Source organism: Rhizobium sp. BK176 (genome assembly GCF_024808055.1).
This window is the reverse complement of record NZ_JANUBV010000025.1, coordinates 59,792-71,906: the sequence shown is the minus strand read 5'-3', so window position 1 is coordinate 71,906 and position 12,115 is coordinate 59,792. Positions and strand designations below refer to the sequence as shown.

Annotated in this window: 11 protein-coding genes and 1 pseudogene; 2 read left to right on the top strand and 10 right to left on the bottom strand. The window is 59.5% G+C overall.

Going from position 1 to position 12,115, the window contains the following annotated elements:
- From FHT76_RS35995 to FHT76_RS35965, 7 genes and pseudogenes are all read right to left on the bottom strand, one after another.
- A pseudogene (locus FHT76_RS35995) lies at nucleotides 1–131 on the bottom strand (electron transfer flavoprotein subunit beta/FixA family protein); the annotation flags it as partial.
- A gap of 10 nt (nucleotides 132–141) precedes the next feature.
- Nucleotides 142–1,002, bottom strand: a complete 861-nt coding sequence (locus tag FHT76_RS35990; protein ID WP_259186441.1) for a sugar phosphate isomerase/epimerase — start codon at nucleotides 1,000–1,002, stop codon at nucleotides 142–144.
- Nucleotides 995–2,155 (bottom strand): dihydrodipicolinate synthase family protein, encoded by a 1,161-nt coding sequence (locus FHT76_RS35985; RefSeq protein ID WP_259186439.1) that lies wholly within the window; start codon nucleotides 2,153–2,155, stop codon nucleotides 995–997. The genes FHT76_RS35990 and FHT76_RS35985 overlap by 8 nt, the downstream gene beginning before the upstream one ends.
- A gap of 12 nt (nucleotides 2,156–2,167) precedes the next feature.
- A complete protein-coding gene (locus tag FHT76_RS35980) occupies nucleotides 2,168–2,947 on the bottom strand; it encodes a 3-ketoacyl-ACP reductase (protein ID WP_183864813.1) in 780 nt (259 codons plus the stop codon).
- Nucleotides 2,944–4,089, bottom strand: coding sequence for an acyl-CoA dehydrogenase family protein (locus FHT76_RS35975; protein WP_183864812.1), 1,146 nt, complete (start codon nucleotides 4,087–4,089; stop codon nucleotides 2,944–2,946). Before FHT76_RS35975 ends, FHT76_RS35980 begins: the two co-directional genes overlap by 4 nt.
- 77 nt (nucleotides 4,090–4,166) lie before the next feature.
- Entirely contained in the window at nucleotides 4,167–5,174 is a 1,008-nt protein-coding gene (locus tag FHT76_RS35970) for a zinc-binding alcohol dehydrogenase (RefSeq protein WP_259186438.1), read from the bottom strand.
- Between the two features lie 86 nt (nucleotides 5,175–5,260).
- Nucleotides 5,261–5,770 carry a VOC family protein gene (locus FHT76_RS35965; RefSeq protein ID WP_183864810.1) on the bottom strand — a complete coding sequence of 170 codons (510 nt, stop codon included), beginning with the start codon at nucleotides 5,768–5,770 and terminating at the stop codon, nucleotides 5,261–5,263.
- A gap of 397 nt (nucleotides 5,771–6,167) precedes the next feature.
- On the opposite strand from FHT76_RS35965, the gene FHT76_RS35960 reads away from it, so the two are divergent.
- Entirely contained in the window at nucleotides 6,168–7,187 is a 1,020-nt protein-coding gene (locus FHT76_RS35960; protein ID WP_183864809.1) for an aldo/keto reductase, read from the top strand.
- A gap of 184 nt (nucleotides 7,188–7,371) precedes the next feature.
- Here the strand turns inward: FHT76_RS35960 and FHT76_RS35955 are convergent, their stop codons facing one another.
- Genes FHT76_RS35955 through FHT76_RS35945 form a run of 3 tightly spaced genes read right to left on the bottom strand, consistent with a single transcriptional unit; the run spans nucleotide 7,372 to nucleotide 11,007 of the window.
- A complete protein-coding gene (locus FHT76_RS35955; RefSeq protein ID WP_183864808.1) occupies nucleotides 7,372–8,634 on the bottom strand; it encodes a glycerate kinase in 1,263 nt (420 codons plus the stop codon).
- A 1-nt stretch (nucleotide 8,635) separates the two neighbouring features.
- Nucleotides 8,636–9,421, bottom strand: coding sequence for an enoyl-CoA hydratase/isomerase family protein (locus FHT76_RS35950; RefSeq protein ID WP_183864807.1), 786 nt, complete (start codon nucleotides 9,419–9,421; stop codon nucleotides 8,636–8,638).
- Nucleotides 9,418–11,007 carry an acyl CoA:acetate/3-ketoacid CoA transferase gene (locus tag FHT76_RS35945; protein WP_259186436.1) on the bottom strand — a complete coding sequence of 530 codons (1,590 nt, stop codon included), beginning with the start codon at nucleotides 11,005–11,007 and terminating at the stop codon, nucleotides 9,418–9,420. The genes FHT76_RS35950 and FHT76_RS35945 overlap by 4 nt, the downstream gene beginning before the upstream one ends.
- A gap of 152 nt (nucleotides 11,008–11,159) precedes the next feature.
- Here FHT76_RS35945 and FHT76_RS35940 point away from each other — a divergent pair, with 152 nt between their 5' ends.
- Nucleotides 11,160–11,978: an aldo/keto reductase gene (locus FHT76_RS35940; RefSeq protein WP_183864805.1), complete on the top strand. Its 819-nt coding sequence runs from the start codon at nucleotides 11,160–11,162 to the stop codon at nucleotides 11,976–11,978.
- The last annotated feature ends 137 nt before the right edge of the window (nucleotides 11,979–12,115 follow it).

Below are 12,115 nucleotides of genomic sequence, written 5' to 3'. Positions count from 1 at the left end.
TCCACCGAGATCTCGTCGAACGGGTTCATCGACATCTTCACATTCGAAAGCTCGACGCCTGTGCCATCCGGCTTCACGCGGATCTTCACGTTGTAGTCAACCACCCGCTTCACGGGGACGAGAATTTTCATATTGCGCTCCTCAGCAGACGGTACGAAAGCGTTCGACAAGTACATCAAGGACCTCGTTCGGGTCGCGTTTCCACCAGTTTTCCTTCGAGAACAACTCAACCTCGCACAAGCCGTCGTATCCTGCGTCCTCGACCGAGCCACGGATGCCGCGGATATCAGCCACGCCGTCTCCCATCATGCCTCGATCGAACAACACATCCTTGGTTTCCGCAAGCCAATCGCACAGATGAAAACCGTGGATGCGCTTCGCTCCTGCGCGGCGGAGCTGGATCGAAAGCTCCGTGTCCCACCAGACGTGATATACGTCGACTGCGATTCCGAGGTTATCAGCGCCGATCCGCTCGCATAAATCCACGGCGTCACGAACAGTTACCAAGCAAGAGCGGTCGCCGCCGTAGACCGGGTGGAGAGGCTCCAAGGCAAGGTTCACACCGGCCTGCGCAGCGTATTCACAAGCAGCCGCTACGCGTTCGGCAACAAGAGCGAGACTGTCATGCATTCCCTTGCTGCCCGGCTCGACGCCTCCCACTACAATCGTAAGAACAGGCGCGTCGAGACCCGCAGCCATGTCGATCGACGCGAAAAAATCATCGAGAATAGCTTCCTTGCCCCTAGCAGCGAGCGGCCCAACTAGAAATGGCGACCGGCACAAGCCGGCTACCTTCAATCCCGCAGCCTTTGCCCTTTCTCCGATTGCAACCGAATTTTCTCCGATCTCGCGTCGCCAGAACACGACGCCGCCGTACCCTCTGGCCGCGCAGCCGTCGATAACCTGCTCCGGAGTCCAGCCCGCGCCGAAGCCCTCGACGTTGTGGCCGAGCGTCGCGGTGTTCAAAGCCAGGGCCGAATGATCGTTCGAGAAGTCACGCATTGCCGTCTACCCCGTACAGCGCCAGCAACTGCTTGAAGCGGTGGACGGCCAAGTCCGGATCTCGAAGGACGCCGCACTGGTCGGCAATTCGGAAGACCTCGGAGAAATACGGGAGCGGTCGCATCGCATGGTGACCGTTCAGCATTACGAAGTGATCCTGGAAGCCATTCAACCAAGCAAGGAAGACCACGCCGGTCTTGTAGTACTGGGTCGGGCGGCGGAAGATCGTCCGAGCAAGAGTCACTGTGGGATCGAGCGTTCTGTGGAATCCTTCTTTGTCGCCGGCCGCGAGCTGTGACATCGCGAAAGCAGCGGCGCCTGCGAGCGGATCGAAAATGCCAAGCAGCGCATGTGAATATCCGACGTCGTCGCCCGCGATAAGTTCCGGATAATTGAAGTCGTCCCCGGTGTACATCTTTACGCCGGACGGGAGGAGGCGTCGCATCTGGATCTCCTTGTCCTTATCAAGGAGCGAGATCTTTATACCGTCGACCTTCGCCTCGTTGGCAGAGATGATTTCGAGGCACGTCTGCATGGCCGTCTCGAAATCCTTGCCACCCCAGTAGCCGGCGAGAGCTGGATCGAACATGTCGCCAAGCCAGTGAAGGATTACCGGCCGATCGCAAAGGGACAACGCCTTGCCGTATGCCGAAACATAGTCCTTCGGGCTGCTGGCACTTGCAGTGAGCGCTCGGCTGGCCATCAGGATGACGTCGCTGCCGGTCCGCTGGATGGCTTCGATCTGCATGGCATACGCGCGATCCACGTCGTCCAGCGAACGCAGGTCTTTCGGATCGAGATGATCCGTTCCTGCGCCGCTAAAGACGAGCGCGTCCGGCAATTCCGACTTCGTACGCCGAACAAGCTCGAGGGCGCCTTCCCAATCGAGGCCCATGCCTCTTTGAGCAGTGTCCATCGCTTCAGCAATGCCGAGACCGAGATCGTGCAGGTGGCGGCGGAATTTTAGGGTCGCATCCCAGTCGACGACGGCAGACGTTCCTGGATTCGTTTCCGTGAAGGGGTCGGCAACGACATGCGCCGCGGAAAACACGCGCCTGTTGAAGTCACGGGAGAAGTCGGCGGCTGGAATGGGCCGAGCTAAGAGTTCGTAGTTCTCCGTCCGTCCGCGGCTGTCGGGAAGTGCTATACGCATGCTCATAACCTCTTAGAAACGTGGAACCAGCAGGCCGCCGTCCGCCGATAGCGTCTGGCCTGTCATATAGGGAAGCCCGCCCGTGGCGAGCGTCTGTACGATCCTGCCCATCTCGTCCGGCTGCCCGATCCTGGGGAAGAGAGTGAGGCCTTCCTCCGCGCGCCGCTTGTAGGTGTCCTTGACTGCCGCTGTCATGTCGGTCTCGATCAAGCCGGGCTGCACATCGAAGACTGCGATGTTGTCTTTCGCCAGACGCGCGGCAAAGACCTTTGAGATCATTGCTGCCGCGGCCTTGGAGGCGCAATACTCGCCGCGCAGAACGGATGCGGCAACGGCGTTCGATGATGTGACGTTCACCACGCTGTAGTAGAGGTCGGGTGACCTTTCGCGCGCAACCAGCCGGCGGGCGAACGCCTGCGTCAGGAAAAAGTGCGCCTTCGTGTTTACGGCCATGCAGCGGTCGTAGCTTTCTTCCGACACGTCCAGGAGATCGCCGCGTTGGAGAACGGAAACTCCGGCGTTGTTGACGAGCGTTGTCAACGGGCCGCAGGCTGCTTCGGCAGCGTCGAGCATGATTTCATGCTTGGCAAGAACGCTGACATCGGCCGGCACCTTGATAGCGATCACGCCCTTCTTGCGTAACGACGCTACGGCAAGGTCAAGCTCTTCGCTGTCGCTGAATCCGTTCAAGGCAATGTTGAATCCACGGTGGGCCAATGCCTGTGCGATCGCAAGCCCGATCCCTCTGCTGGAACCCGTAATGAGTGCGGCCTGTTTAGCTCCAGAGCTCATGACTGCGCTCCATTCTTGATAAGCTGGCGGGCGATGATCATGCGCTGGATCTGGTTTGTACCTTCGTAGATCTGGGTGATCTTCGCATCACGATAGAGGCGCTCGACCTCGAAGCCGCGGATGTATCCGCTGCCTCCAAATATCTGAACGGCGTCCGCCGTGCGGGCGACCGCCATGTCGCCGGCGAAGCATTTTGCCATCGAGCATGCCTTAGTCGCGTCTTCGCCGCGATCGATCTTGCTTGCAGCACTCCGAACGAGAAGACGAGCCGCCTCCACGTCTTTGGCCATGTCGGCTAGCATCCATTGGACGCCTTGGAACTCAGCGATCGCTGAGTTGAACTGCTTGCGCTGCACCGCGTATTCGAGTGCGGCCTCGAGACCTGCCTGACCGATGCCGACGGCAAGTGAAGCAATGCCGACGCGTCCCTTGTCGAGTACGCTCATCATCATATGGAAGCCACGTCCCTCTTCGCCGAGGAGCGCCTCTGCAGGAAGCGAGACGTTGTTGAACGTCAGCGCGCCGACCTGACTCGCGCGCTGCCCCATCTTGTGTTCCTTCGGCCCGCGCTCGACGCCTGCCTGATTCAGATCGACGATGAAGATGCTCATCCCGCGGTGCCCCGCGGTCTTGTCCGTTCGCGCAAGAACGAAGCCGTAGTCCGCGACTGGCGCGTTGTGAATCCAGATCTTTCCGCCGTTGAGCTTCCAGCCAGTGCCATCGCGCTCTGCCGAGGTGCGAAGGCCGGACAGATCGCTCCCTGCTTCCGGCTCCGTGAGGCAGTATGCGACCTTGCTCTTCATCGCCATGACGTCGCCGAGAAGCTGTTCGCGCTGCTGCTTCGTTCCGTGCCGCACCAGCAAGGTGGTGATTAGCTCGACGAGGCCGCATTGATCTGCGATCGACGCGTAGCCGCGCGATAGTTCCTCCATGACAACGGAGTACGCGAGCGTGTCAAAGCCCGGCCCGCCCATCTCCTCGGGAACTCCAATGCCGAACAGGCCTAGCTGGCCCATCTGCTCGTAGATCTCCGTCGGGAATCGTTCCTCTTCGTCCAGCTTGTGCGCAACGGGCCTAATTACGTCGTCGGCAAACTGTCGGGCAGTCTCTCGCACCTGTTCATGAATCTCAGTGAGCAGCATTCTAGCACCTTTAATTACGTAACTGGTTAGTTACTGGTCAACAAAGAAGTGGCATGCGGTCAATGCGACGGCAGCTTTCAGTGGTTGGCTCGGGCGTCACTCCAGGACAACACGCAGAAGGGTTCGTCGAACTCCCTCGCGACGAGGTTCTGGTACGCCCTGGAGGCATCAGCGGACGGTACGTTCCTAATCAGGCCTTCCGTCCAGATGCGCCCCTCGGCGAGCCAGCGCATGATCTTTTCAAAGCCAGAGAAGACACTTTGCGGCTGGTTGTTATACCCCTCCAAAAGCTGCTCCCACTTGAAGTTTCGTGACAGCACGGGCAGTTCCCATTCCCAGCCGCTCCGGAGGTGCACGAAGTTATTGAATACGGCGTGCAGCACGTCGTGCGCATGCAGTTCGGTGCGGCGTCGCCACGGCACGCCGACCAAGACCACCTCGCCATGGGGCCGAACGATCCTGCATCCCTGAAGAACCGCCTCTTCATGGCCCGAGCAGTCGACCACGAGCGCGGCTCTTCCTGCGATATCGAGTTCCGCGAACGGCATGTCTGAATAGACGCGGGTAACCCCGGCAGCCATTACCTGGCTGCATCGCACCGGGTCTGGGTCGACCACGCAGACTTCGTACCCGGACAGATGGAAAAGTTGGGACGCAAGCAGTCCTACGGGACCTGCACCTGCTATTATGACGAGGTCGCCGGGCCGAGCCTTGGTGGACATCAAGGTCGTCATTGATACGCCGGCCAGCCGCGCAAGAACCGCGACCTCCGGCGTCAACTTCTGAGGGACCTTCAAAGCATGCCGGTAATCCACCTGCTGCATGCTTCTATGCGGACCCATGCAGAACAGATGCTCGCCCGCGTCGATACCACTCACTAAGGGCCCTGTCTCTTCTGCAACGAAGATCGCGGCGTAGCCGGGTCGGATAGGAAAGCTTTCTCCGGAAAGCCACGCGATCTCCGTGCCAGGGCTAATGAGCGTGACGACAGTACGCCCCCTCACCTCGTGTTGGCCCAGCGGAGGCAACTCGACATGCTGAAGCTCTGCTTTGTTCTTGGCTGAAAACACAATTTCAATCGCCATAGTAGACCTCCCAGTTCCGCATGACTTGATCATCCGCGACCTCCGAACCTCTCCTTCACCGACCCAGGAGGGCCGGCTTCGCAGGCTCAATCTAGCGGCGACCATAGCTGCTGGACGCCGTCCCTGGCGCATCCCAGCGGACCATTCATGCTGACAAGTTCGAGGAACTGCCCCCAGGGAGAGCGGAGATAAAGCCACGTCAGACCCTCCATCGGCCCGGTTTCGACGTAGGTCGGACCATCGAGAACATCGACGCCGCCATCCCGCAGACGTTGCGCCGCTGCAACCGCGTCATCCACCTGGAGCGCGATGTGGAACCCGCCCACCTCGCTGTTGCGCTTTAGTTCCAGATTTTCAGCTTCGCCTGAGTATTCAAAGAGCTCGATGTTGCTGCCGTTGCCGAGACGGAGAACTTTGATGTTCTCGATCCGGCAATGACCAGGAACTCCGAGCCTCCGACGCATGAACTCGTCGTCGCCATCGATCTTTCCGGTCTCCAGCGCCGTCACCGCCCCGAACACCGACTCGAAGAACTTCACGGCGTCGTCCAGGTTCGGAACCGTGAAGCCGATGTGTTCTACCCCATAAACCTTCATCGTAGTCTCCTCCCGTGAGCCGCCTTCAGCGCTCCAAGTATGTATCTAGTTAGTGCGTTTCTAGCGACGATCATGCTTAAGTGTCAACCCGGCGCGACGAAGATTGCTAAACTTTACGAGCAGTTACAGGGACTTACTCGCACATGCGCTTACGCACATGCACGCGTCCCGTAGCAGGAAGGCGAGCGCTGCGTTTTCGGTAGGATAGTTGCAGCATTCCGAAACAGCCCGCGGGGGCTGCGAAAGCCTTGTTCTCCCAGCCCCAATGCTCAGCGTGCAACCGCAGACTTCAAACGTCTTCCTCCCTATCGACGAACGCCTCCTCCCAAAGGACTTGCCACAAGCTCCATGATCTGCAATGTAACTAACTACATGGTGCATTGGCAAGGAGGAAGTCATGAAACCGTCTGATAAAAGAAAGTTTGGCCGCGTCGAGCTGGAAGTAACCGCCTTCGGGTTCGGTACCGCCCCCATAGGCAACTTCTCCTACCCGATCGACGAAGGGACGTCTGACGCGATGGTCCAGGCGTCGTGGGACGCCGGCGTCAGATACTATGATACGGCGCCGATGTACGGTCACGGGCTCTCAGAACTCCGTACAGGCCACTCTCTCCGCTGGAAAGAGCGAGACGACTTTGTGCTGTCTACGAAGGTGGGCCGTCTTCTAAAACCAGGTCGACGGAAAAATATCGACTTCTCCCCATGGAACAACGCGGCCGCGAACGTGATGGAGTTCGACTACACCTACGACGGGACCATGCGTTCCTTCGAAGATTCGCTTCAGCGGCTGGCGCTCGAGAAGATCGATATCTGCTTCATTCACGACATAGACGTCTTCACGCGCGGTTCCGAGCAGCCGGAGGTTTTCAAAGCCGCCATGGGCGGCACCTGGAAGGCGCTTTCAAAACTTCGCGACGAAGGCCTCGTGCAGGCGATCGGCGTCGGGGTGAACGAGTGGGAGGTCTGCCACGACGCGCTCCTGCAGCGCGACTTTGACTGCTTCCTGCTCGCCGGCCGCTACACTCTTCTGGAGCAGGAATCGCTCGACAAGTTCCTGCCACTCTGCGTCGAACGGGGCGCCGCGGTCGTGATCGGGGGCGGGTTCAATTCCGGCATCCTCGCTACCGGCGCCGTCGAGGGAGCCAAATACAACTACAGCCCCGCGCCGGCCGAAATCCTGGATAAGGTCAGACGTATCGAGGCCGTCTGCAGGGACCATGCAGTTCCCCTCCCGGCGGCCGCCATGCAGTTTGTCGTATCCCACCCGGCTATTCCCTCTTTCATAGCGGGAACCCGGACAGTGGAGCAGCTCCAGAAAAACATCGATTGGTTCAGCCACGATATCCCGGCCGAATTCTGGAGCGACCTTAAGGCTCAGGGGCTTCTTCGTGAAGACGCACCGATACCGGCGGGCTAATTGGAAGACTGGGAGGCCGGCATAGTGCGGCCTCCCAGGACATAAGTTACATTGTCACATATTCGCAAAGATACGCGGGCGCGGACGCGGCCCGGCAAACGCTCACTCTCGAATTCTACGCATGCCGCGGTTCGCGCTTACAGTCCGAGCGCTTCACTGGATCGCTGCGCGCGGCTTTCTAGTTTTACTCTATTAGGATTGCCCGGAAATCGTTTACATTCGTGCCGGTGGGGCCGGGCACGAAGAGCCCTCCGGAAAGCGAAAAGGCCGTCCAGGCATCATTGTTGGCCAGTAGCGCCGCGGCATCCTTCCCTGCTCGTCTGATTTCAGATATTGTAGCGCCGTCTGCGAAGGCGCCGGCGTTATCCTCGCTGCCGTCGATCCCATCGGTGTCGGCCGCAATGGCGTGGACGTCTGTGGTGCCATCGATCTCAATCGCGAATGATAGTAGAAATTCGCTGTTTCTCCCGCCTTTACCGCTGCCGCGCATGGTGACCGTCGTTTCGCCACCAGAAAGAAGAACTACAGGACGCGCAAACGGCCGGCTCCGGCTTACAACTTCCTTTGCGATCGCGGCGTGGAACTTCCCGGCCTCTCGTGCTTCCCCTTCCAACGCATCAGACAATATCACGGCTGGAATCCGATGCTGCTCGCACACGCGCGATGCGGCTTCGAGCGAGCGACCTGCGGACGCGATGACGTGGACTTCGTTGCCTTGAAAGCTCGGGGCGTCCGGTGCCGGTGCGTTGGCTTCCCCGCTTAAAAAATGACGCATCATCCGGTCGGGTAGCTTCAAGGCGTGGCGCTCGATCGCCGCCAGCGCGTCGGCACGCGTCGAACAATCCGGAATCGTTGGGCCGGAAGCGACCTGAGCTGGCACGTCGCCTGGTACGTCCGATACCACGAGCGTTACGACCTTGGCTGGTGCCGCGGCCAATGCAAGCCTTCCTCCCTTGATACGGGAGAAGTGCTTGCGAATACTGTTCATCACCGAAATTGGCGCGCCTGAAGCCAGCAAGGCCTCATTTAGGGCGATCTCGTCCTGCAGCTCGAAACCATTGGGAGGCGCAGGCAGAAGTGCCGAACCGCCGCCGCAGATAAGGGCGACCACCAGATCGTCTTCTGAGAGGTTCGCGACGGCCTGAAAAAGCTGAGCCGCTGCCTCGATGCCTGAAGCGTCAGGCAGGGGATGCGACGCCTCCAGAACTTTGATTCGCTGGCATGGAACCGCATACCCGTAGCGCGTCACCACGACGCCCTCCAGCGGACCGTCCCAGTTTTCCTCGAAAGCCCCGGCGAGCTGGGCGGCACCCTTGCCCGCCCCGATAACGACGGTTCTTCCCTTCGGCTTTTCGGGCATGAATTCCAGCAGCGACCGTTCAGGATCGGCGGCAGCGATCGCGGCGTCGAACAACGAGGTGAGAAATGCCTGTTTATCTGCCTGCATATCACCGTCCCTTGAATTCAGGCTTACGTTTTTCCCTGAACGCCGCCACGCCTTCTGCAAGATCTTGCGTGGACGCGATCGACATGGCAGCCACCGTATCAAGCACGCGCGAGCCTTCCTCCTCCTCCGCAACGTTGATCATCATCTTGACAATCTCGGTTGCAAGCGGCGCTCGCGAGCGAAGGTTCGCGATGAGTCCTGCGGCCGTGTCGCGGCCTTTGCCTCGAGGCACCACGAACTCGACAAGTCCCGCTTCAAGTGCCTTCGCAGCGTCGAAGATTTCGCCAAAGAGCGCCATGCGACGCACCACGGACGATCCAAATCGCCGAACAGTTCTCTGGGTGCCAGACCAGCCAGGTATGACGCCGATGCCTGCCTCGGGCAGGCCTAGCTTCACCTGCTCCTCGGCAATGCGAAGATCAGCGGCAGCCGCGAGTTCGAGGCCGCCGCCAAAAGCATGCCCATTGAGCACGGCTATGACTGGCACCCGCAGGCGTGCGACGGCGTCGAACGCATCATGCCCCCGGCGAATCCAGTCGCGTCCGAACTGCTGCGGCGTCAGAGAACCCCACGCCTTGATGTCGCCACCGGCCGAGAAGACCTTCTCCCCATCGCCTGTAACGATGGCTGCACGTACTGCCGGACGACCTTCGATCGTCCGGCAGGCATCGTATATCTGCTCGATGGCGTCGGCGTCGACGGCGTTAAGGCTCTCCTTGTGCCGAAGCGTCAGAACCGCAACGTCGTCCTCGAAGGACAGAACGACCCTGGAACCATCGTCGCTCATGCCGCGTCACGCTTGTTTTGTTCCTCATGGTCCGGTCCGGGCTGGAATAGCTCGGAGTCCATCGCCTTTAAATTTGGCGAGACCAGCAGCGGCGTCTGCGCCTGATCGAGGATATGACGGTAGAGGTCGACGCCCGGCGCGACCTCCGTGACCATCAGCCCGTCCGGCGTCAGCTTCATGACGCAACGCTCCGTTACGTATGTGACGTCCTGACCCTGCGCTATGGCGCGTGTACCGGAGAACGACACCTGCTCCACCTTCCCAACGATCTTCGCGACCTTCCCCTCACGTTCGATCACGAGCTTGCCGTCCGAAACGGAGAGCTTTGCCGCGGCGTTGAAGTAGCCAGAGAACACGATCTTGCGCGCGCGGGAGGTGATATCGACGAAGCCGCCTGCCCCTGCGGTCACATGCGGTCGCGCTGAGAGTTTGGACACGTTGACCGACCCGTCCTTGTCTATCTGTAGGAAGGACAGAAGCGAGCAGTCGAAGCCGGCAGCCTGGAAATAGGCGAATTGGTGCGGAGATGCTACAAAAGCTTCCGCATTCGAAGAGCAGCCAAACTTGAAGTCGAGCAACGGAATGCCTCCGACGGCACCCTGTTCGATTACCCATGTCACCTCGCCGTGGCGCCCTTCCTCCAGCAGGATCCTGGGAACGTTTGCTGAGATGCCGAACCCGATATTGACCGCCCATCCAGCCTGAAGTTCGCGAGCGACGCGACGCGCTATGACCTTGGCGACGTTGAACTCCGGAAGCCGGAAGCTGTCGAGCGGACGGAAGAGCTCGCCGGAAATCGCCGGGTCGTAAGGCGTCGCGGTAGTCTGAAGCTGATCGGGAGCCTCGACGATGTAGTCGACGAGAATGCCCGGTACGCGAACGTCGTGAGGTTTCAAAGTTCCTGACTGCGCTATGCGCTTGACCTGCGCGATCACGATGCCGCCCCTGTTGTGACCTGCTAGGGCGAGCTCCATTGCCCCAAGGTAGGCACCCTCATGTTCGAAGGTGAGGTTGCCGCGCTCGTCCGCGGTACTGGCTCTGATGATCGCCACGTCAGGCTTTATCGAGGGGAAGAAGAGCCAGTCGTCGCCAGCGAAAGTCTGACGGAAGACTATTGGATCGCGCTTCGCCGCTTCGTTCATCGCACAGCCTTCCTGTCTGGGATCCACAAAGGTGTCCATCCCGACCTTCGTCAGGACGCCAGGACGAAGAGCGGCACCTTCCCTCAAAATGTCGAAAAGGACGCCGCTTGGCACGTTGTAGGCAGCAATTTCGTTACGGCCAAGCATCTGCCAGATCAACGGCGGTTCGGCCGATGACGGACCTGACGGATAGGAGCCGCCGATGATTCTCTTGATGAGGCCGGGCTGGGCCAGATGGTCGACACCTTTCGTACCGAACATGTCTCCGGCAGCAATCGGATGAATGGTCGTCAGCCCCGTCGGAGCGCCCTCTTCCCGGTATCTTTCGCCAATCGCAGCAAGCACCGCGTCGGGGCAGCAGAGACCGCTGGAAGAGTTTACCGCGACGATCGCATCGTTCCTGATCAGCGCCGCAACTTCCGCCGCGCTCTTAACCTTCGACATGGACATTCCTCCCGCCCGTTGCAAGTAACTGGTTAGTGCGTTATAGGTGGTCGGGATCGTAAGTGCAAGTTTGAAAATCAACGCGTTTCTCCGACTTTTCTGGACGGGCGCGAGCAATGATCGATTCAAGAACTGTTGGAGGAGAATTGAAGATGTCGATTTGTTTTCGGCCGGGTTTGGAACGAGCTTTTGGGACATTCCCATTGAAGGGCGAGGAGCTGATCTCCACCTTCGGAGAAGCCTATAACGTAGGATACCGCGCCTTCGACACGGCGCAGATGTACGAAAACGAAGCCGACGTCGGAGCGGCGATCTCCAGGCATGCTATCAAGCGGGAAGAGCTATTCATCACCACGAAGGTGCATCCCGACAACTACTCATCAGACCGCTTTCTCAAGTCAGTCGAGGGCAGCCTTGAAAAGCTCGGGCTGTTCCGCGTCGATCTGCTCCTCCTGCACTGGCCCGACACGTCCGGCGACAATCGCGGGATCTTGGAGCTTTTGAGGGAGGCGAAACGCGAAGGCTTGACCGAGGCGATCGGCGTTTCGAACTTCACTGCGCGGATGATGAAGGAGGCGCAGGCTCTGCTCGACGGGGAAGTCGTGATCAACCAGGTGGAATTTCACCCTCTACTCGATCAGACGGTTCTTCTGGAAGCCTCGTTCGAGAGCGGCGTGCCGCTGTCGTCTTTTTCGTCCGTGGCGCGCGGGGCGGTCTTTCGGTATCCGGACTTCGAACAGATCGGCGAGACATACGGGAAGACGGCGGCGCAGGTAGTCTTGCGGTGGATCCTTCAGAAGGGCGTCACCATCAACACCATGTCGACCAAGCCTGAAAACATAAAGGCGAACTTCGACGTGATGGACTTTGTACTTTCGAGCGTTGACATGAAGCGTATCGACGCCTTCACGACTACGAACTATCGCTGCGTAGACAGTTCCAAGGTTCCTTGGGCTCCGGAATGGGATTGATCCGGGCTGAAACGCGCCCCCGGCGTGCGAAGCCTGCCGCGGGGCTGCTCGGTGAGACACATCGAACTTGTCTAGGCTCTGGAAACGATATTGAGGACAGGGGTGCGCGCCAAATAATGGGACGTCCATCGTAGCGC

Excerpts from the sequence above, each read along its gene's own strand:
- FHT76_RS35990 (WP_259186441.1), bottom strand. The coding sequence starts at position 1,002 with ATGCGTGACTTCTCGAACGATCATTCGGCCCTGGCTTTGAACACCGCG.
- FHT76_RS35960 (WP_183864809.1), top strand. The coding sequence starts at position 6,168 with ATGAAACCGTCTGATAAAAGAAAGTTTGGCCGCGTCGAGCTGGAAGTA.
- FHT76_RS35970 (WP_259186438.1), bottom strand. The coding sequence starts at position 5,174 with ATGGCGATTGAAATTGTGTTTTCAGCCAAGAACAAAGCAGAGCTTCAG.
- FHT76_RS35955 (WP_183864808.1), bottom strand. The coding sequence starts at position 8,634 with ATGCAGGCAGATAAACAGGCATTTCTCACCTCGTTGTTCGACGCCGCG.
- FHT76_RS35950 (WP_183864807.1), bottom strand. The coding sequence starts at position 9,421 with ATGAGCGACGATGGTTCCAGGGTCGTTCTGTCCTTCGAGGACGACGTT.
- FHT76_RS35980 (WP_183864813.1), bottom strand. The coding sequence starts at position 2,947 with ATGAGCTCTGGAGCTAAACAGGCCGCACTCATTACGGGTTCCAGCAGA.
- FHT76_RS35940 (WP_183864805.1), top strand. The coding sequence starts at position 11,160 with ATGTCGATTTGTTTTCGGCCGGGTTTGGAACGAGCTTTTGGGACATTC.
- FHT76_RS35945 (WP_259186436.1), bottom strand. The coding sequence starts at position 11,007 with ATGTCGAAGGTTAAGAGCGCGGCGGAAGTTGCGGCGCTGATCAGGAAC.
- FHT76_RS35985 (WP_259186439.1), bottom strand. The coding sequence starts at position 2,155 with ATGCGTATAGCACTTCCCGACAGCCGCGGACGGACGGAGAACTACGAA.
- FHT76_RS35975 (WP_183864812.1), bottom strand. The coding sequence starts at position 4,089 with ATGCTGCTCACTGAGATTCATGAACAGGTGCGAGAGACTGCCCGACAG.
- FHT76_RS35965 (WP_183864810.1), bottom strand. The coding sequence starts at position 5,770 with ATGAAGGTTTATGGGGTAGAACACATCGGCTTCACGGTTCCGAACCTG.